Source organism: Roseateles sp., assembly GCF_036486225.1.
GTDB lineage: Bacteria > Pseudomonadota > Gammaproteobacteria > Burkholderiales > Burkholderiaceae_C > Roseateles.
In genome coordinates this window covers 24,610-42,750 of sequence record NZ_DASVNZ010000292.1, presented here as the reverse complement: position 1 = coordinate 42,750, position 18,141 = coordinate 24,610, and the positions used below count along the sequence as shown (strand labels likewise).

Genomic DNA, 18,141 nt, shown 5'->3' with positions numbered 1-18,141 from the left:
TCAGCCGTTCAAACGAACTGCGCCGCCGCGTTCGCCGACGCCCACGCCCACTGGAAGTTGAAACCGCCCAGATGGCCGGTGACGTCGAGCACCTCGCCGATGAAGTACAACCCCGGCGCCTTCAACGACTCCATCGTCTTGGACGACACCTCCTTGGTGTCGACGCCGCCCAGCGTGACCTCCGCCGTGCGGTAGCCCTCGGTGCCCGCAGGCACGACCTGCCACGTGGACAGGCGTTCGGCGATCTGCTCGAGTTCCGCGTGCGTGTACTGCTTGATCGGCTTGGACTCGAACCATTGCTCGCCGATCAGCGTCGCCATCTTCTTCGTGAACAGCTCCGCCAATAGCGTCTTGAGCTCCGCATTGGGTCGGTCGTTGCGCTGCTGCGCGAGCCAGCCCGGCACGTCGAGGTCGGGCAGCAGGTTGATCTCCACCGCCTGGCCTGGCAGCCAGTACGACGAGATCTGCAGGATCGCCGGGCCGCTCAGGCCGCGGTGCGTGAACAGGATGTTCTCGCGGAAGCTCTTCCCGTTGCAGCTGACCAGGCAGTCGACCGAGGTCCCGCTGAGCTCGTTGCACAAGTCCTTGAGCTGGTCCGTGATCGTGAACGGCACCAGCCCCGCGCGCGTGGGCAGCAGCGTGTGGCCGAACTGCTTCGCGACCTGATAGCCGAAGCCCGTCGCGCCCATCGTCGGGATCGACAGCCCGCCGGTGGCGATCACCAGCGACTGGCAGCGCATCGGTCCCGCGGTGGTCGCGAGCGCGTAGCCCGTCTCCGTCTTCTCGATCGTCTCGACGGTGGTGTCCAGCATCGGCGTCACGCCGACCTCGGCGCACTCGGCGAGCAGCATGCGCAGGATGTCGATGGACTTGTTGTCGCAGAACAGTTGGCCGAGCTTCTTCTCGTGGTGCGGGATCTGATGCTTGTTGACCAGCGCGATGAAGTCCCACTGCGTGTAGCGCGCCAGCGCCGACTTGCAGAAGTGCTTGTTCTCCGAGAGGAAGTTGGCCGGCTCGGTGTACAGGTTGGTGAAGTTGCAGTTGCCGCCGCCGGACATGAGGATCTTCTTGCCGGCCTTGTTGGCGTGGTCGACGAGCAGCACGCGGCGGCCGCGCTGGCCCGCGAGCGCGGCGCACATCAGCCCCGCGGCGCCCGCGCCAATGATCACGACATCGGTGTCCTGCACATTCACAACTGCTTCCCTTCGACCCTTGGAGGCCCGCTTCCTGAAACCCGCTTGCACCCACTTGCACCCGCTCCGCGTCGAGCGGAACGCTGCGGGCGATGGGCGCGGGACTTTAACGCATGCGCTCGGGGCAGGTCTTGCCGGCGTCGTCGCGTCGCATCGAGGAAGCGCCTGAGGCCTACAAGCCGATCGGGCCCGTCATCGATGCGCAGACGAGCGCGGCGCTCGTCGAGGGCGTCGCGAAGCTCAGGCCTTGGATGACGTTCAAGGCCTGAGCGTCCGCGGCGCCATGTCGACGGTGGCATCCCGGCAACGGATGCGCCACTCGATGCCCGACACGAAGAGCATGCGGAACTCGATGCCCGCCTCCAGCGCCTCCATCTCGAAGTAGCCGAGGTCTTCGAGTGCTTCGATCGAGATGCCTTCAGGCAGGGTACCGCCCGCGGTCACGCCGATGAACGTCATTGCATAGCGCATTGGATGCCGCAACGGTTGGTCCCAACCGTTCAGCGTGAGCGAGAGCTGTTGTCCTTGGACGTCCGTGTCGACTGCCACAATGCGGGCGTCGTGCAGCGTGTAGTCGTCCCACAGGCGCAGCAGGTCGTCAGGAAGCCGATGTCGGACGGACGCGAGATAGCTGTCGTACTGACGGAACACGGCGAAGTCGGGATCGCCGGCGGCGTCCCGCCACGCTGGGGTGAAGAACTTCATCTGTTGATGGGCTGCCGGGAGTAGGACGGGACATCCTACGTCGGCGTTGCTGCTGCGGACCTCAGAACGCGTGCCGGATCCCCATGCCCAGCCCCGTCTGCGAGCCGCCGGCCACCGGCGTGCTGCCCGCCGCCGCGGCCGCGTTGCTGACGCCCAGCGCGAGCGTGCCGTCGTTGTCGATGCGGCCCGCCGTCGCATAGACCGACGTGCGCTTGGACAGGAAGTAGGTGCCGCGCACCGCCCACAAGGTCGCCTCGTTGGCGCTGTTCTTGTAGTCGAGCTTGAACACCTGCGCGTCGAGCCCCCAGCTCGGGGTCAGCGACCACGTGGCACCGGCGTACCAGAGATTGCTCTTGGGCGTGGCGAGGCTGGCGTCGTTGCGGCGCGCGATCAACCCCGCCGCCAGCTTCCAGTCGCCGGTCTTGAACCAGCCCGCCACCGTGCTGCGGCGATCCTTCATCGCGCTGCTGGTCAGACCCGCGAAAGCGCCGGCGCCGCCGCGGATCTCGTCGACCGCCGCCGCCAGACCCCACACCGGCGTGTCGTACTTGACCATCGCCGACCATTCCCGGCAGGCGTTCTTGTCGGCCGCGTTCTCGCCCGCGCAGTTGGTGCCGGACGGACTCGGTCCCGCGTTGACCGCGTCGCGGCCGGGGCTCCAGGTCGCGCCGACGGTGAAGCCGTTGAACTGGCCACGATAGGCGATCGCGTTGTCCACGCGCGCATTCGGCAGGTAGCTGTCCAGCGAGCCAGAGCCGAACATCGCCGGGCCGAGGATGTCCGCGTCGGTCTGCGACCAGAACAGCATCGAGTACTGTCGCCCGAGGCTGATCGTGCCCCAGCCGCCCTGCAGCCCGACGTAGGCCTGGCGGCCCCACGCGCGGCCGCCTTGGTTGAGCGTGCCGCTGTCGGCGCCTATGCCCATCTCCAGCGTGAACACCGCCTTGAGTCCGTCGCCCAGGTCCTCGGTGCCCCGGAACCCCAGCCGTGAGGGCGCATAACCGCCGCTCAGGCCCGGCATCCGCGTCAGGCTCGCGCCGGCCGCGCCGACGTTGTTCAGGTACTCGACCGGCACATCGAGCAGGCCGTAGATCTGCACGTTGGTCGAGCTCGCCGACTGCGCCTGGACCGGCGCGTGCATAAGGCCGCAGAGCGCGCCGGCAGCGACCAGCGCGGCCGCAGGAATCCCATTTCTTGTCATCGCAATGTCTCCTCGTTTGTCGGTGTTGTCCAGAAAACGGCGCGACTCTAGGCAGCGGCCCGCGCCACCGATAGATGGCGCAACGAGGGGGGCGATAACCGCTCGTTATCATCCGCCCGCATGAAGCTCACGAACTTGCGGGCGCTGGTCGCCGCGGTGGAGGAAGGCAGCCTGCGGTCGGCGGCGCGTCGCGTGGGCGTGTCGCAGCCCGCGCTGACGAAGATGGTCCGGGAGCTGGAACGCGAGCTCGCCACGACGCTGCTGCTGCGCTCGACCACCGGCGTGCTGGCCACCGCGCAGGGCATGGTCCTGTACGAGCGCGCCCTGGCCGCGGATCGCGAGCTGTCGCACGCCCGCGAGCAGATCCAGCAGCTGAGTGGCCGCATGACGGGCTCGCTGACGATAGGCGCGGTGCCGCTGGCGGTGATGCTGCTGGTGCCCGAGGCGCTGCGCACCTTCGGCGCGGAGTTCCCCGACATCCAGCTGCGCATCGTCGAGGAGCTCTACATCGCGCAGCTCACCCGCGTGCGCAAGGGCGAGGTCGACATCGCGCTCGGCCCCTTGCCCGAGCACCTGCCGCGCGGCGAATGCACGGTCGAATCACTGATGCCGATCGACATGGTGGTCGTGGTGCGCAAGGGCAATGCCTTGGCGCGGTCGAAGCATCTGGCGGACCTGGCGGAGGCGCGCTGGGTCTACACCGGCGCGACCGAGGCGACCGGCCTGGCGCGCACGCTCTTCGAGACGAACGGGTTGCCGGCGCCGCCCGCTGGCGCGGTCGTGAACTCGACGCTGGGCCTGCTGTCCGTGATCGCCAGCGGCAACTGCGTGGGCCTGCTGCCGCGGCAGATCGCGGCGCATCCGTTCGCGAGCCAGTACCTGCAGGTGGTGCCCGTGAAGGAGGCACCGCTGCGCCTGACGCTGGGCGCGATGGCGCGCAACGACGCGGCGGTGAAGCCGGCGGTCAGGCACTTCATGGCGCATCTGCATCGCGCGGCCTACGTCATCACGCACGGTCGCGCTTGACGCTTCAGCACTGCCGCCGCCGCTGGCCCTCACCTCACCCTCTCCCGCAAGCGGGAGAGGGGGCAAGAAGGTTGCAGCACTTCCGCCATGCCGGAACTGAATAGCAGCTAGTCCAAGCCATAACTTGGACGACGAGCCTCGGCTCTCCACAATCCGCCGGAGTCGGCACGGCAGGGCAGCGCCATGCCACGGTCGTTCGCATCGAACCAGAGAGCCCCATGATCATCGACGTCCACGGTCACTACACCACCGCTCCTGCCGCGCTCGGCGCCTGGCGCGACCTGCAGATCGCAGGTCTGAAGGATCCGACGCAGGCCCCGAAGGCCAGCGATCTGAAGATCTCCGACGACGAGCTGCGCGAGTCGATCGAGACCAACCAGCTCAAGAAGATGAAGGAGCGCGGCTCCGACCTCACCATCTTCAGCCCGCGCGCCAGCTTCATGGCGCATCACATCGGCGACTTCCAGACCTCGGCCACCTGGGCCGCCATCTGCAACGAGCTCTGCGCGCGCGTCGCCGAGCTCTTCCCCGAACACTTCGTCGGCGCGGCGATGCTCCCGCAGAGCCCCGGCGTCGACCCGGCGAGTTGCATCCCGGAACTCGAGAAGTGCGTCAAGGACTACGGCTTCGTCGGCATCAACCTCAACCCGGATCCGTCCGGCGGCCATTGGACGAGCCCGCCGCTGACCGACCGCCACTGGTACCCGCTCTACGAGAAGATGGTCGAGCTCGACATCCCCGCGATGGTCCACGTCAGCACCAGCTGCAACGCGTGTTTCCACACCACCGGCGCGCACTACCTGAACGCGGACACGACCGCTTTCATGCAGTGCCTGACCGGCGACCTGTTCAAGGACTTCCCGACGCTGAAGTTCCTGATCCCGCACGGCGGCGGCGCGGTGCCCTACCACTGGGGCCGTTTCCGCGGACTCGCGCAGGAGCTCAAGAAGCCGCTGCTCGACGAGCATCTGCTGAACAACATCTTCTTCGACACCTGCGTCTACCACCAGCCGGGCATCGACCTGCTGACGAAGGTGATCCCGGTGAAGAACGTGCTGTTCGCTTCCGAGATGATCGGCGCGGTGCGCGGCATCGATCCCGAGACCGGGCACTACTTCGACGACACCAAGCGCTACATCGCCGCCACGCCGCACCTCAACGACGAGGAACGCCACCTGGTCTATGAAGGCAACGCGCGACGCGTGTTCTCACGCCTGGACGCGCGGCTGAAGGCGCAGGGTCGCTGAGCGGTCGCGGCGTGCCGCGGCGCGAAGTCGCCGCCGCTCATCGGCTTGCGCATAAGGATTCGCGCTGACGCCGCGCCGCTGTGCTGCGACACTCCTGGGCACGCTTTCTGCTTCGTGCCCGGGATGAGCGCCACACCTGACGACACCACACCGCCCGCTTCCATGATCGTCGCGGAGCCGCTCGCCGACCTGGCGATCCGCTCCCACACGGCTTTCGAGGACGCGCAGGCGATCTTCACCGGGACGCTGTTCGTCTCGCTGGCGCTGATCCTGTTCGCGCAGGTGGGGCTGCTGACCGGCGGCACCGCCGGCGCTGCGTTCGTGCTGCACTACGCGACCGGCATCAGCCTGGGCAAGCTGTTCTTCGTCATCAACCTGCCGTTCTACTGGTTCGCCTGGACCCGCATGGGCCGCGAGTTCACGATCAAGACCTTCGTCTCGATCGCGCTGCTGTCGGTGCTGACCGAGTTCTCGCCCAAGCTCTTCGCCATCGACCGCATCCACCCGGCCTACGCCGCGGTGCTCGGCGGCGCGCTGCTGGGCTCGGGCTGCCTGTTCCTGGCGCGGCATCGCGCCAGCCTCGGCGGCGCGACCATCGTGTCGCTCTACCTGCAGAAGGCCAAGGGCTGGCGCGCCGGCAAGGTGCAGATGGCCATGGACTGCGCCATCGTGCTGCTCGCGCTCACCGTCGTGGATCCGGAGCGGGTGGCGTACTCGGTGCTCGCCGCGGTGGTGATGAATCTCTTCATCGCCGTCAACCACAAGCCCGGCCGCTACGCGGTGCTGTGACCCCCGGCCGCTGGTCGAACGAGGGACGCCAACCTAGGGGGCCGTGAGGTCCTAGGGATGGGCTGTTGCGACGGGCCTGCCTAGTCTGCGGGTGAGGATCAATGGCGGTTGAACCGGTCTCCAGGGCCTCCCTAGCCCGGCGTCCCGGCCTGCCGGCGGCGGAATTCCGTCGTCGGCAGGCCGCCGACGCCCCAGTTCTCCAGCTCGACCTCGTCGATGACGACGAAGGTCATGTGATGCGGCTTGCCCATCACCTCGAACAGCAGGTCGCTGACGCCCTGGATCAGGGCCGCCTTCTGCTCGGGCGTGGTGGCGCTGGCGCCGGGGGCGGTGCCCTCGCGGGTCACCTTGATGTTGACGTAAGGCATGGTGGCTCCTTCGTTGGCTGAGACGCGAAGAGACCTTGCTCAGCGGCCGGCGTGCTGGCCGCCGTCGACGTTGAGCAGCTCGCCGGTGACGAAGCCGGCGCGCTCCAGGTACAGCACGGCCTCGACGATCTCGCTGATCTCGCCCATGCGGCCCATCGGGTGCAGCGCGGCGAGGAACTCGTGCGTCTCCGGCGCGTGCATCGGCGTCTTGATCACGCCGGGACGCACCGCGTTCACGCGCACGCCGGTCTTGGCGTACTCGATCGCCAGCGAGCGCGTCACCGCGTCCAGCCCGCCCTTGGTCAGGTTGGCCAGCGCGGCCGGCACGCCGGTGATCGGTTGATCGACCAGCGTGGTCGTGATCTGGACGACGTGGCCGCTCTTCTGCTGCAGCATCTGCGGCAGCGCCAGCTGCGTGACGTGGAAGAAGCCCGCGACGTTGACGGAGAACGCGTCCTGGAAGTCCTGCGGCGTGTATTCGGTGAAGGGCTTGGCGATGAAGATGCCGGCGTTGTTGATCAGCGTGTCGATGCAGCCGAAGCGGTCGAGCGCCGTCTGCACGACGCGCTGCGCGACGAGGCGGTCGCCGATGTGGCCCGGGACGGCGATCACGTCGGCGTCGTCGCCCTGCTGGATGTGGCGCGAATTGGCGACGACGGCGTAGCCCTGTGCGCGATATGCGGCGACGAGCGCGGCGCCGATGCCTTGCGAGGCGCCGGTGACGATGGCGACCTTGCGGGCGGCGGTGTTGGAAGTCGTGGACATGGAAAGGCTCCTGTTCATGCGGGATTCGGAGGATCCGGGTGGGTCGGGACGCCGCGTCGGGTGGTGGAGATCGTTCGGCGTTGGACGCAAGGTTAGGAGCCGGCCCTTCCGGGCGGTAGCCGCTATCCTGTCTCAATGGCTGATCAAAAACGCACAGGGTTCCGCGGGGGCGTCGACTGGGAGGACCTGCGCGTGTTCCTCGCGCTCGGGCGGCACGGCAGCCTGTCGGCCGCGGCGCGGGCGCTGACGGTCAATCACGCGACTATCTCGCGGCGCATCCAGGCGCTGGAGGACAGCCTCGGCGAGAAGCTCGTCGATCGCCGGCCTGACGGCTATGTGCTGACGGCGGCGGGACGGCGCGCGCTCTCGGCGGCGAGCGACATGGAGTCCGCCGCGCAGGCGCTCGCGCGCGAGGGCGGCGACGAGGGCGCGGTGCGCGGGCTGGTGCGGGTGAACGCGCCGCCCGCGCTGTCGCAGGGGTTCCTGATCGACCGGATGGCGCGGCTGGCGGTGTTGCATCCGGGCCTGGATCTCGACCTCGCGACGGACCTGCGGGCGGTGAGCCTCGACCGGCACAAGGCGGACATCGCGGTGCGCCTCACGCGACCGAAGGATGGCGACTTCATCGTGAAGCCGCTGGGCACGATGGGCTTCGGCTTCTACGGCACGCCGGCGGTCTGCGAGGCCACGGAGGCCGGCGCGGACCCGGTGTTCGTCGGCTTCGACGAGGAGAGCGCCGACATGCCCGATGCGCTGTGGCTGGCGCAGCGCTTCCCGCGCGCCCGGGTGGCGTTCCGCGCCAACAACCACATGTCGCAGGCGATCGCGGCGAGGACCGGCGCGGGGCTCGCGGTGCTGCCGCATTACATCGGACGGCAGGTCCCGGGACTGCGCGCGTGTGCGCTGGAACCGGTGCGCGATCCGCGCGAGATGTGGCTGCTGATCCGCGGCCAGGACCGCAAGGACCGGGCGATCCGCACGGTGGCGGACCACCTCCAGCAGGTGTTCGAGGAAGAGAAGGCGCTGTTCCTGCCGTGATGCCGTGATGTCGTGAGCGTCTGCGCGCCGCGGAACCTCAGCTCGAGGCGAGCTCCTGGAGATTCAACAGCCGGCGCACGCGCTCCTCGTCGTCGCGCGTCGCCGGCTGATAGACCACCATGCCAAGATCCGGCCGCTGATCGACGGAGAAAGCCGAGTACTCGAACGCGATCAAGCCGGCGACGGGATGGCGCAGCCGCTTCACGCCTTCGCCAAAGGCCGACACGTCGTGCTCGCGCCAGTACTTCGCGAACTCGGGGCTGAGCGCGCTGACCTCGCGCACCAACGCCTCGACCCTGGCCGTATCGGCGACGCGCGCGGAGTCCGCGCGGAACGCGGCCACGACGAAACGCGCGACGCTGTCCCAATCGTCCTGCGCCGCTTTCACGCGCGGGTTGCAGAAGATCAGCTTCACGATGTTGCGCTGCTCCGGTGGCAGCGCGCTGTAGTCGGTGAGCACGGCGGTCGCCGCGCGGTTCCAGCCGACGACGTCCCACATCGTCGTCTTCACGATCGCCGGGCTCAGCGTGAGCGCATCCAGTACGCGCTGCAGCCGCGGCGTGATGCCGACGGCTTCCGGCGCACGGATCTCGGGCGCGCGACCGAAGGCGAGCTGGAAGAGATGTTCGCGCTCGACGTCGGTCAGCAGCAGGGCGGTGGCGATGCGCTCGAGCACGACCTCCGACGGCGCACCGCCGCGGCCCTGCTCCAGCCACGTGTACCAGGTCGGGCTCACATGGGCGCGTTGCGCGACCTCCTCGCGACGCAGGCCGGGCGTGCGCCGGCGCGTCATCGGCAGGCCGAAGGTAGCGGGATCGAGCCGCTCGCGGCGATCACGCAGGTAGGCGCCGAGCACGTTGTCCCTGGTCGCCTGCACGGGCGCTGTCGGAAGCTCGGAGGCAGGACGCTCGGACGGAGGCAGCGCGGAGGGAAGGGGAAAGACGTTGTTCATCCTGTTAGCCGCCATACCTGGATATGGTCACTACTACACCGGGATGGATTCTGCGTCGACCATGCGAGGCATCAACTGTCGAGGGTTTCTCTCATGCGCGTTTTCGTCACTGGAGCCACGGGCTTCGTCGGGTCGGCGGTGGTCGATGAATTGATCGACGCGGGCCATCAGGTGCTCGGTCTGGCGCGGTCGGATGCTTCCGCGGAGGCGCTCGTCCGTGCGGGCGCCGAGGTGCATCGCGGCACGATCGACGATCTGGACAGCCTGCGTTCGGGCGCGGCAGCGACCGATGCGGTCATCCACACGGCGTTCGATCACGACTTCTCCCGCTTCGCCGAGAACTGCCGCCGCGACAGCGTCGCCATCGAGGCGCTGGGCGAGGCGCTCACCGGATCGGCGCGACCGCTGCTGGTGACGTCGGGGCTGGCGATGGCAGTGTCGGGTCGGCTGGGGCACGAAGGGGATCCGTGCCTGCCGGTGTCCGACGGTTATCCGCGCGCGTCCGAGCCGACCGCGCTGGCGCTCGCGGCGCGCGGCATCAACGCAGCCACCGTGCGGCTCTCGCCGACGGTGCACGGCGCGGGGGATCACGGCTTCGTGCCCATCCTCATCGACCTTGTGCGACGCACCGGCCGGTCGGCCTACATCGGCGACGGACAGAACGCGTGGAGCGCGGTGCATCGGCGCGATGCGGCGGTGGTGTTCCGCCGGGCGATCGAAGCACCGAAGGCCGGCGCGCGCTGGCATGCGATCGCGGAGGAGCGGATCCCATTCAAGGACATCGCGACGGCGATCGGCGAGCGCCTGGGCGTGCCGGTCGTGAGCCTGTCGCAGGAGGAGGCGCCGGCGCATTTCGGCTGGTTCACGAAGTTCGCCGGCTTGAACCTCGCGGCGACCAGCACCGTCACGCATGAAGCGCTCGGCTGGACGCCGCGGCATCCGACGCTGGCGGAGGATCTGGAGGACGCGGGCTACTTCCATGTGAAGACTTGACGGCGGTCTGGCGCGTGCCTGGGTGGCGCGCGCCATCGACATCGGGCTTCTTGACGTTGCGCAGCCATGTCTGCGCGAGCAGGTCGGCCTGCTTGCGCTCGTCGTCGGTGAGTGGCGGGGACGGTATGTCGAATTCGACCGGAGGGAGTGAGCGCCTCGAGCGCGTACGACTGTTCAGCGTTTCGAACGCGATCTCGTAGGCGCGCGTCTCGATGCGCGAGAGCCCGAACACATCGGGATGTCGCGCGAGCATCAGCGGTGCGATGTCGTCGCCGTCGAGGAAGTCGGCACGCAGCGCTTCGCTCAACGGGCCTCTCATCGATGCGGGCGGATCGAAGCCCACGAGTTCGCCGTAGATCGTGGCCACCTGTCGGGAGCCCGCGAGGAGCGCCCGCTCGGCGAGCTCCTTCTCGCGAGCCACGAGATCCGGGGGAATCGATTGGCACTTCCGGCCGCGTTTGCTGAACGCGTCGATCGCGACGGTGCCTGCCTCTCCGGCCATGCGGCCGTCGTCCCTCATCCTCTCGATGATCTGCAGGACGTCCGGATTGAAGCGGCAGACCGACATGAGATTGACCGCCTCGCTGAGCTGCTTGGGCGTGCCGCCGTTGAACGCCGCGATGACGATCTGGCCGTAGTCCCGCATCGCGGCGGAAGCGCCGATGCCGGGCGAAGGAGCGGGGGGGTCATCGGCCGAGCCGGGTGCGCCTCGACGCGCCGGTACGCCTTGACGAGCGGCCTCTGCGCCTTCGGGCAGCGCGGCATGTCGCGGCGCGGATGGCGACGACTGAACGGCAGCGGGCGCGGCGACCGACGCGACCTGCCCGTCCGTCGGCGACTCCTGCCAGAACGCAACGGCGATCGCCGCGACGGTCAGCAGCAGCCCGCTTGCCACGATCCAGCGGCGTGGATGATCCATCTTCGACTCCCTGCGATGCGGTCGTTCGCCGCATTGACGCCGCGGATGTTATCGACGCAGGAAACGAAAAAGGCCAGAGCCCCCCATCGGAGGGGCACCGGCCTCGTGGCCCGCTAGGGCGCAGGCCTCACTTCGGCTGCTTGACGATGCGCAGATACGGCTTCGGCGCCTTCCAGCCTTCCGGATAGATCGTCTTGGCTTCGTCGTCGGACACCGAGCCCGCGATGATCACGTCGTCGCCGTGCTTCCAGTTCACCGGCGTCGCGACGCGGTGCTTGGCGGTCAGCTGGATGGAGTCCAGCACGCGCAGGATCTCGTCGAAGTTGCGACCCGTGGTCATCGGGTAGGTCAGCGTCAGCTTGATCTTCTTGTCCGGACCGACGATGAACACCGAACGCACCGTCGCGTTCGTCGCCGCGGTGCGGCCGTCCGACGTGCCCGGCTCTTCCGCCGGCAGCATGTTGTACAGCTTGGCCACGTTCAGGTCGGTGTCGCCGATCATCGGGTAGTTCACCGCGGCGCCTTGCGTCTCCTCGATGTCCGCCGCCCACTTCGAATGGTTCTCGACCGGGTCGATCGACAGGCCGATCAGCTTGGCGTTGCGCTTGGTGAACTCGGGCTCGATCTTGGCCATGTAGCCCAGCTCGGTCGTGCACACCGGGGTGAAGTCCTTCGGATGCGAGAACAGGATGGCGTAGCTGTCGCCGATCCAGTTGTGGAAGTCGATCTCCCCCTTCGTCGTCTTGGCGGTGAAGTTCGGGGCGATGTCGTTGATGCGCAGAGACATGGTGGGCTCCAAGGTTGAAAGTGCCGTCGCCGGCAGAGGCGGACTGGCAAGCCGGGCGATTCTCGTCGTCAATCCTGCCGTCGGGGGCGCCCGAGGAGGCGGAGCGACATTCTTGTCCTCCAGATTGACGACGGACGGAGTCTGCCCAATGGCCTTACTCGACCCGCGACTTTACTCATGCGCAGACTGGATGCTCACTGGCCGAAGGTCCAGTTCGCACCGACGGTCCACCATCCTTCCTTCTGCGTCCGCGCGGTCGCGGACGTTCTCGCGTAGCTGAGGTCGAGCGTCAGCTGCTCGCTCAGCGTGCGTCGCAGGCCGAGCCGCGACAGCGGCCGTTCGCCGTCATGGAAATGCTCGGCCAGCGCCTGCCAGGCGGGCGTCATCTGCCACTCGACGGCGACACCGCGCTGGGTGCGGTCGTCGGCGCCCTTCAGCCGGGCACGTCCGAGGTTCAGGTGGAACGCCAGGTCCTCGCGCGGCGTCCAGGTCAGCGGCACCAGCAGCGACTGCTGCGACCGTGGGGTCTGGTCTTGCCACCCCAGCGCGGCGACCAGGCCGACCGCCAGTTGCGGCTGCAAGGCGGTCGCCCATTTGAGCTGCACGCCGTGCAGGTGGAGCGACGGGTTCGCCCGGGCGGTCTCGCGGTCGGCGTTGAAGCCGGCTTCGACGCCCAGCAGGTTGCAGCCCAGGCCCGCGTGCTGGAGCTGGCGGCGATCGAGGTTGGACCGCTCGGCCCAGAGTTCGAGGTTGCATTGGCCGGGGTCGTCGATCGCGGCGTCGTCGACGGCGTGATGCCCGCCGGCGGCGAAGCAGTGGACGGGCGGCAGCAGGCCGGTCGCCAGGACCAGCAGGAAAAAGCGCATGGGAAGACTCCTGCGCGCACTGTCAGGCATGCCCGTTGGGGCGTGATGACGGCGCGGTTCACGATGGATCGGATCGGGTGAGTCGTCGCGTGATGGCGACGGTTGCCTCGGAAAGGCGATCGATGCGACAGGAGGAGGAAGGCGACGCGACGCTGCGCGCCACCGGAGCCGGGTCAGCGCGTCAGTCGTGCGGCGGCCGTTCCGGCTCGCGTCGCGATGGGACTGGGGGCACTGTCCACGAAGGGCTCCTGGGGATGAAAGGCGCGGATTGTGGCATCGGGATGACGGGTGGGGCAACCTCGACCAGCCCATGGCGTCGAGAAAACTATCGCTCCGATAAACCCGGACTGTTGCCGCTCCCACTGAGCGGGTTCTAGACTCGTCCGCGCTCGCACGCTGTGGCGGACAAGCGGACTGTTCCCCAAGGCTCAACTCAGGAGGAAGACATGTCAGGCGAATCGGAATCGAAGTGCCCGTTCTCGGGCGGAACCCACCACCACGCGGTGGCCGGCACCAAGGGCAACCGGGACTGGTGGCCCGAGCAGCTCAATCTTTCCATCCTCTCCCTGCATTCGTCCCGCACGAATCCGATGAGCGAGGACTTCAAGTACGCGCATGAGTTCCAGACCCTGGACCTCGACGCGGTGGTCAAGGACCTCACCGCGCTGATGACCGACTCCCAGGACTGGTGGCCCGCCGACTACGGCCACTACGGGCCGTTCTTCATCCGCATGGCCTGGCACTCGGCCGGCACCTACCGCGTGCAGGACGGCCGCGGCGGCGCCGGCACCGGCGCCCAGCGCTTCGCGCCGCTCAACAGCTGGCCCGACAACGGCAACCTCGACAAGGCGCGCCGGCTGCTCTGGCCGGTCAAGCAGAAGTACGGTCGCAAGCTGTCCTGGGCCGACCTGATGATCCTGGCGGGCAACGTCGCGCTGGAATCGATGGGCTTCAAGACCTTCGGCTTCGCGGGCGGCCGCGCCGACGTCTGGGAACCCGAGACCGACGTCTTCTGGGGACCGGAGACCACCTGGCTCGGCGACGAGCGCTACGCCGGTGATCGCGACCTCGCGAACCCGCTGGCCGCCGTGCAGATGGGCCTGATCTACGTCAACCCGGAAGGCCCGAACGGCAACCCCGATCCGGCCAAGTCGGCGCGCGACATCCGCGAGACCTTCAAGCGCATGGCGATGAACGACGAGGAGACCGTCGCGCTGGTCGCCGGCGGCCACACCTTCGGCAAGGCGCACGGCGCGGGCGAGGCCCACCACGTCGGCGCGATGCCCGAAGGCGGGGACATCGAGGACCAGGGCCTCGGATGGAAGAACGCGTTCGGCGAAGGCATGGGTGTCTACACGATCACCAGCGGCATCGAGGGCGCCTGGACGCCGACGCCGACGAAGTGGGACAACAGCTTCTTCGAGACCTTGTTCGGCTACGAGTGGGAGCTGACCAAGAGCCCCGCCGGCGCGCACCAGTGGACGCCCAAGGGCGGCGCAGGCGCGGGCACGGTGCCCGACGCGCACGACAAGAGCCGCAGCCACGCGCCGATGATGACGACGGCCGACCTCGCGCTGCGCGTCGACCCGGCCTACGAGAAGATCTCCCGCCGCTACAAGGACAACCCGGCCGAGCTGGCCGATGCGTTCGCGCGCGCCTGGTACAAGCTGACGCACCGTGACATGGGGCCGCAGTCGCGCTACCTCGGCAAGCTGGTGCCCAAGGAAGAGCTGATCTGGCAAGACCCGGTACCGAAGGTCGATCATCCGCTGGTCGACGACAAGGACGTCACCGCGCTGAAGGCCAAGCTGCTGGCGAGCGGTCTGAGCGTGTCGCAGCTGGTGACCACGGCCTGGGCCTCGGCCTCGACCTTCCGCAGCGGCGACAAGCGGGGCGGCGCCAACGGCGCGCGGATCCGTCTCGCGCCGCAGAAGGAATGGCCGGTGAACCAGCCCAGCGATCTGGAGAAGGTCCTGAGCAAGCTGGAAGCGGTGCGCAAGGAGTTCAACGGCGCGGCGGCCGGCGGCAAGAAGATCTCGCTGGCCGACCTGATCGTGCTGGGCGGCTCCGCCGGCATCGAGGCGGCGGCCAAGCAGGGCGGCCATGACGTCGTCGTGCCGTTCACGGCGGGGCGCACCGACGCGTCGCAGGACCAGACGGACGTCGAATCGATGGGTTATCTGGAGCCCGCGGCCGACGGCTTCCGGAACTACATCCGCAAGGACCTGGTCAAGCACACGGCCGAGCTGCTCATCGACAAGGCCCAGCTGCTGTCGCTCAGCGCCCCGGAATTGACGGCGCTGGTCGGCGGTCTGCGGGTGCTCGACACCAATGTCGGCCATACCAGGCATGGCGTGCTCACGACGCGGCCCGGGACGCTGAGCAACGACTTCTTCGTCAACCTGCTGGACATGCGGACCAAGTGGCAGAAGTCGACGAGCGACGACGGCGTGCTCGAGGGCCGGGATCGCACGTCCGGCGCCGCGAAGTGGACCGCCACGACGGCGGACCTGGTGTTCGGATCGAACTCGCAGCTGCGGGCGCTGGCCGAGGTGTATGCGTCCAAGGACGGCGAGAAGGTGCTGGTCAATGACTTCGTCAAGGCCTGGACCCGGGTGATGAACCTGGACCGCTACGACCTGATCTGACCTACTGATCGGACGGGGCCGCCGCCCGGGAGGGTCGGCGGCCCCTTTTCATTCCGTTGGGCGCTGTAGGCAATCTGGCTATGGTGTAGGCAAATTGGCTACGGCGTAGGCGAATTGCCTACAATGTAGGCAAATTGTCTACACTGGCAGCACCGATGAACGACACCCAACTGACAGAGATCTTCGGCAGCGTCGGGCGATTCAGGGTGCTTCGCACCTTGTTCGCGGAGCCTGGCCGTGGTTTTGGCCAGCGTGAGTTGGCGGCCGAAGCAGGCACCGACGCAGGCAGCGTGTCCCGATGGTTGAGGCGCTGGGCGAGCGCGGGGCTGGTGACGCGCCGTGAGCGGGATGGGTTGCCACGCTATCAAGCGAGCGGAGATCCGACGTTGGCGCCGTTGGTGCTTCTCATGCAGCAGGACAGCCTGCTGGTCCGCACTTTGCGCGAGTCGCTGGAGCCTCTCAAGGGCATCGAGGTGGCCTTCGTCTTCGGGTCCGTGGCACGAGGAGACGCAAGCGCCGAGAGCGACATCGACGTCATGGTTCTCGGAACTTTGTCCGAACTCAAATTGAACGTTGCTTTGAAGCCCGCGAGCCGGCTTTTGGGGCGGAGCGTGCATGCCACCGTTTCTACGATGGACTCTTTTCAGGAACAACTCCGCGGCAGGGAGAGCTTCGCGCAGGACATCGCGCGAGGGCCACGGATTCCCTTGATCGGAGAGTTCGATGTTGAAGTCCTTTCGGGAGTTGGCGGCCCAGCCTGACGCGCCGCTCCGTCCCCTCGCCGTGAACGCGCGGGATGCCGTTCAGTGGCTTGCCCAGTCGCAGATCAAGTTGCAGGATGCGCGGCAGCCGCTGATCTCCAACGGCACGCGGATGGATGTCTCTTGGGATGCGGTCCTGCTTGCGTGCATGTCCGTTGCCTGTGCGGAAGGCTGGCGAGTGACCAGCGACCGCGGGCATCACGTCGTCGTGCTGGAAGGTGCCTGCCACGCCTTGGCGCTTGGCGACGTGCGGTTCGACGAACTGGACATCCTGCGCGACTGGCGCAATCGGAAGTACCGGGCGGGCTTTACTGTCGAGGACAGCGAGCTGGAAGAAGCGCTGGAATGGGTCATCGCCTTTCTCTCTGACGTCGCGCGCTGGTATGAGTCGGAGCATCGGGAGCTGTTGCGGCGGGGCCTCGCCCCCTGACCCTCTGCTACGTTTCGTTCCAGAAATCTTTCCAATCGTTTCCTAAGATGGGAGGATGGACGTCCCCTCCAACAAGCCGGCCCACCGGCAGTTCCCCACCTCGATGATCGCTGCCGCCCTGCTGGCGTTGGGTCTGGGTGCGTGCGGCGGCGGTGGCGGCGACGCCCCGACGGCTGGCGCCGACCCGGTCACGACGCCCACCAATCCGACGAACCCGACCAATCCCGGACCGACGGATCCGCCCCTCGTCGCCGGGACTTGCGACCTGCCCAACTTCAAGCAGGACCTGCTCACCCGCATCAACGCGCTGCGCGCCTCGGGCGCGAGTTGCGGCACGTCGGGGAACTTCCCCGCCGTCGCGCCGGTGGTCTGGAACGACAAGCTGACAGCCGCGGCCGACGGGCACGCGCTGGACATGGCGACGAAGAACTACTTCAGCCATGACAGCCAGGACGGCCGCAGCTTCTCCACCCGCATCACCAACGCGGGTTACACCTGGTCCGCGGTCGGCGAGAACATCGCCGCCGGGCAGGGGACCGTCGAGTCGGTCATGACCTCCTGGCGCAACAGCGCGGGCCACTGCGCCAACCTGATGTCGGCCAACTTCGTCGACGTCGGCGTCGCCTGCCGACCAGCGGCATCCTCTTCCAACACGTACAGCAAGTACTGGGTGATGGATCTGGGCAAGGCGCGCTGAGGCTCAGGCGCGCCCGGGCCGCCGAACGGCCCGCACCTTGCCGCTGCCGCCCCCGCCGCAATAGAACAGCCCGGCACCGTCCGACTCCAGGCCGCTGACGCCGACGTTCGCCGGCATCGCGAGGCGCTCGAGCACGGCGCCGTCCGCCGGATCCACGCGGCGCAATTCGCTCTCATCGCCTTCCCAGGTGCCATGCCAGAGCTCGCCGTCCACCCACGTGACGCCGGTGACGAAGCGGTTGGACTCGATCGTGCGGCGTACCGCGCCGGTCTCCGGATCGATCTGCACGATCTTGCGGTCGCGGTACTGGCCGACCCACAGGCTGCCCTCCGCCCAGGTGAGTCCGGAATCGCTGCCCTGGCCCGATGGCGCCGGAATGGTCCCGACGACGCGACCGCTCTGCGGATCGATCTTCTGGATCTGCGAATCGCCGATCTGGTAGAGGTGACGGCCGTCGAAGGCCGTGCCAGCGTCTGCTGCGCACGGCAGCGTGCGCTGGACCTCGCCGCTGGACGGATCGATCGCCAGCAGGCCCGCCGCCGTGGCGGCCCAGACGCGGTCGCCGTCGTGGCTCACGCCGTGGACGGCGGGCGCGCCCGGGTAGGGACCGTATTCGCGCACGACCTCGGCCATGCGGGCCGCGGGCAGGTGCGCGTTGGAGGCCATGCGCGCCTCGGCGTGAGGATCGCAGGCGTCGGAACTGGGAGCAGTCATCGTGTTCTCCTTTGCGGCGAACCGTCGCCGCATGGACCTCAA

General features: G+C 68.0%; 19 protein-coding genes and 1 pseudogene. 10 read left to right on the top strand and 10 right to left on the bottom strand.

The window, feature by feature from the left end; translation table 11 throughout:
• Positions 1-8 precede the first annotated feature (8 nt).
• A complete protein-coding gene (locus tag VF536_RS19275; RefSeq protein WP_414710411.1) occupies positions 9-1,187 on the bottom strand; it encodes an NAD(P)/FAD-dependent oxidoreductase in 1,179 nt (392 codons plus the stop codon).
• A gap of 152 nt (positions 1,188-1,339) precedes the next feature.
• Here VF536_RS19275 and VF536_RS19270 point away from each other — a divergent pair.
• Positions 1,340-1,462, top strand: a pseudogene (locus VF536_RS19270) (RtcB family protein); the annotation flags it as partial.
• Here VF536_RS19270 and VF536_RS19265 read toward each other — a convergent pair.
• Both VF536_RS19265 and VF536_RS19260 read right to left on the bottom strand, forming a co-directional pair.
• The gene (locus VF536_RS19265; protein WP_331616483.1) at positions 1,452-1,898 is read right to left on the bottom strand and encodes a DUF4085 family protein; all 447 of its coding nucleotides are present in this window, start codon (positions 1,896-1,898) and stop codon (positions 1,452-1,454) included. The pseudogene VF536_RS19270 and the gene VF536_RS19265 overlap by 11 nt on opposite strands.
• A gap of 61 nt (positions 1,899-1,959) precedes the next feature.
• Entirely contained in the window at positions 1,960-3,099 is a 1,140-nt protein-coding gene (locus VF536_RS19260; RefSeq protein WP_331616482.1) for a porin, read from the bottom strand.
• Positions 3,100-3,219: 120 nt separating this feature from the next.
• On the opposite strand from VF536_RS19260, the gene VF536_RS19255 reads away from it, so the two are divergent.
• From VF536_RS19255 to VF536_RS19245, 3 genes are all read left to right on the top strand, one after another.
• Positions 3,220-4,125: a LysR family transcriptional regulator gene (locus tag VF536_RS19255; protein ID WP_331616481.1), complete on the top strand. Its 906-nt coding sequence runs from the start codon at positions 3,220-3,222 to the stop codon at positions 4,123-4,125.
• A 218-nt stretch (positions 4,126-4,343) separates the two neighbouring features.
• Entirely contained in the window at positions 4,344-5,372 is a 1,029-nt protein-coding gene (locus VF536_RS19250) for an amidohydrolase family protein (protein ID WP_331616479.1), read from the top strand.
• 162 nt (positions 5,373-5,534) lie between these two features.
• The gene (locus tag VF536_RS19245; RefSeq protein WP_331616502.1) at positions 5,535-6,161 is read left to right on the top strand and encodes a YitT family protein; all 627 of its coding nucleotides are present in this window, start codon (positions 5,535-5,537) and stop codon (positions 6,159-6,161) included.
• Positions 6,162-6,292: 131 nt separating this feature from the next.
• Here VF536_RS19245 and VF536_RS19240 read toward each other — a convergent pair whose 3' ends face one another.
• Together VF536_RS19240 and VF536_RS19235 are read right to left on the bottom strand one after the other, a co-directional pair.
• On the bottom strand, positions 6,293-6,529 hold the full coding sequence (locus VF536_RS19240; RefSeq protein ID WP_067278132.1) for a tautomerase family protein: 237 nt from the start codon (positions 6,527-6,529) through the stop codon (positions 6,293-6,295).
• 39 nt (positions 6,530-6,568) lie between these two features.
• Positions 6,569-7,294, bottom strand: a complete 726-nt coding sequence (locus VF536_RS19235; protein ID WP_331616478.1) for an SDR family oxidoreductase — start codon at positions 7,292-7,294, stop codon at positions 6,569-6,571.
• A gap of 135 nt (positions 7,295-7,429) precedes the next feature.
• Between VF536_RS19235 and VF536_RS19230 the strand changes: the two genes are divergently transcribed.
• Positions 7,430-8,332 carry a LysR family transcriptional regulator gene (locus VF536_RS19230; RefSeq protein WP_331616477.1) on the top strand — a complete coding sequence of 301 codons (903 nt, stop codon included), beginning with the start codon at positions 7,430-7,432 and terminating at the stop codon, positions 8,330-8,332.
• A 37-nt stretch (positions 8,333-8,369) separates the two neighbouring features.
• On the opposite strand, the gene VF536_RS19225 is transcribed toward VF536_RS19230, so the two are convergent.
• Complete coding sequence (locus tag VF536_RS19225; RefSeq protein ID WP_331616476.1) at positions 8,370-9,209, bottom strand: helix-turn-helix transcriptional regulator; 840 nt, start codon at positions 9,207-9,209, stop codon at positions 8,370-8,372.
• A gap of 168 nt (positions 9,210-9,377) precedes the next feature.
• On the opposite strand from VF536_RS19225, the gene VF536_RS19220 reads away from it, so the two are divergent.
• A complete protein-coding gene (locus VF536_RS19220) occupies positions 9,378-10,277 on the top strand; it encodes an SDR family oxidoreductase (RefSeq protein WP_331616475.1) in 900 nt (299 codons plus the stop codon).
• Here VF536_RS19220 and VF536_RS19215 read toward each other — a convergent pair.
• The 3 genes from VF536_RS19215 to VF536_RS19205 all read right to left on the bottom strand — a co-directional run bounded on the left by VF536_RS19215 (position 10,189) and on the right by VF536_RS19205 (position 12,849).
• Complete coding sequence (locus VF536_RS19215) at positions 10,189-10,923, bottom strand: hypothetical protein (RefSeq protein ID WP_331616474.1); 735 nt, start codon at positions 10,921-10,923, stop codon at positions 10,189-10,191. The two genes, VF536_RS19220 and VF536_RS19215, sit on opposite strands and share 89 nt — an antisense overlap.
• A 400-nt stretch (positions 10,924-11,323) precedes the next feature.
• Positions 11,324-11,983: a peroxiredoxin gene (locus tag VF536_RS19210; RefSeq protein WP_088404866.1), complete on the bottom strand. Its 660-nt coding sequence runs from the start codon at positions 11,981-11,983 to the stop codon at positions 11,324-11,326.
• A 194-nt stretch (positions 11,984-12,177) separates the two neighbouring features.
• Positions 12,178-12,849: a hypothetical protein gene (locus VF536_RS19205; protein ID WP_331616472.1), complete on the bottom strand. Its 672-nt coding sequence runs from the start codon at positions 12,847-12,849 to the stop codon at positions 12,178-12,180.
• A 446-nt stretch (positions 12,850-13,295) separates the two neighbouring features.
• Between VF536_RS19205 and katG the strand changes: the two genes are divergently transcribed.
• The 4 genes from katG (at position 13,296) to VF536_RS19185 (ending at position 17,385) form a co-directional block, all read left to right on the top strand.
• Positions 13,296-15,497: a catalase/peroxidase HPI gene (katG, locus tag VF536_RS19200; RefSeq protein WP_331616471.1), complete on the top strand. Its 2,202-nt coding sequence runs from the start codon at positions 13,296-13,298 to the stop codon at positions 15,495-15,497.
• A 155-nt stretch (positions 15,498-15,652) separates the two neighbouring features.
• A complete protein-coding gene (locus VF536_RS19195) occupies positions 15,653-16,258 on the top strand; it encodes a nucleotidyltransferase domain-containing protein (RefSeq protein ID WP_331616470.1) in 606 nt (201 codons plus the stop codon).
• The gene (locus VF536_RS19190) at positions 16,221-16,688 is read left to right on the top strand and encodes a hypothetical protein (protein ID WP_331616469.1); all 468 of its coding nucleotides are present in this window, start codon (positions 16,221-16,223) and stop codon (positions 16,686-16,688) included. Before VF536_RS19195 ends, VF536_RS19190 begins: the two co-directional genes overlap by 38 nt.
• A 55-nt stretch (positions 16,689-16,743) precedes the next feature.
• A complete protein-coding gene (locus tag VF536_RS19185; RefSeq protein ID WP_331616467.1) occupies positions 16,744-17,385 on the top strand; it encodes a CAP domain-containing protein in 642 nt (213 codons plus the stop codon).
• A 3-nt stretch (positions 17,386-17,388) separates the two neighbouring features.
• Here the strand turns inward: VF536_RS19185 and VF536_RS19180 are convergent, their stop codons facing one another.
• On the bottom strand, positions 17,389-18,051 hold the full coding sequence (locus VF536_RS19180) for a DUF5074 domain-containing protein (protein WP_331616501.1): 663 nt from the start codon (positions 18,049-18,051) through the stop codon (positions 17,389-17,391).
• Positions 18,052-18,141: the final 90 nt, after the last annotated feature.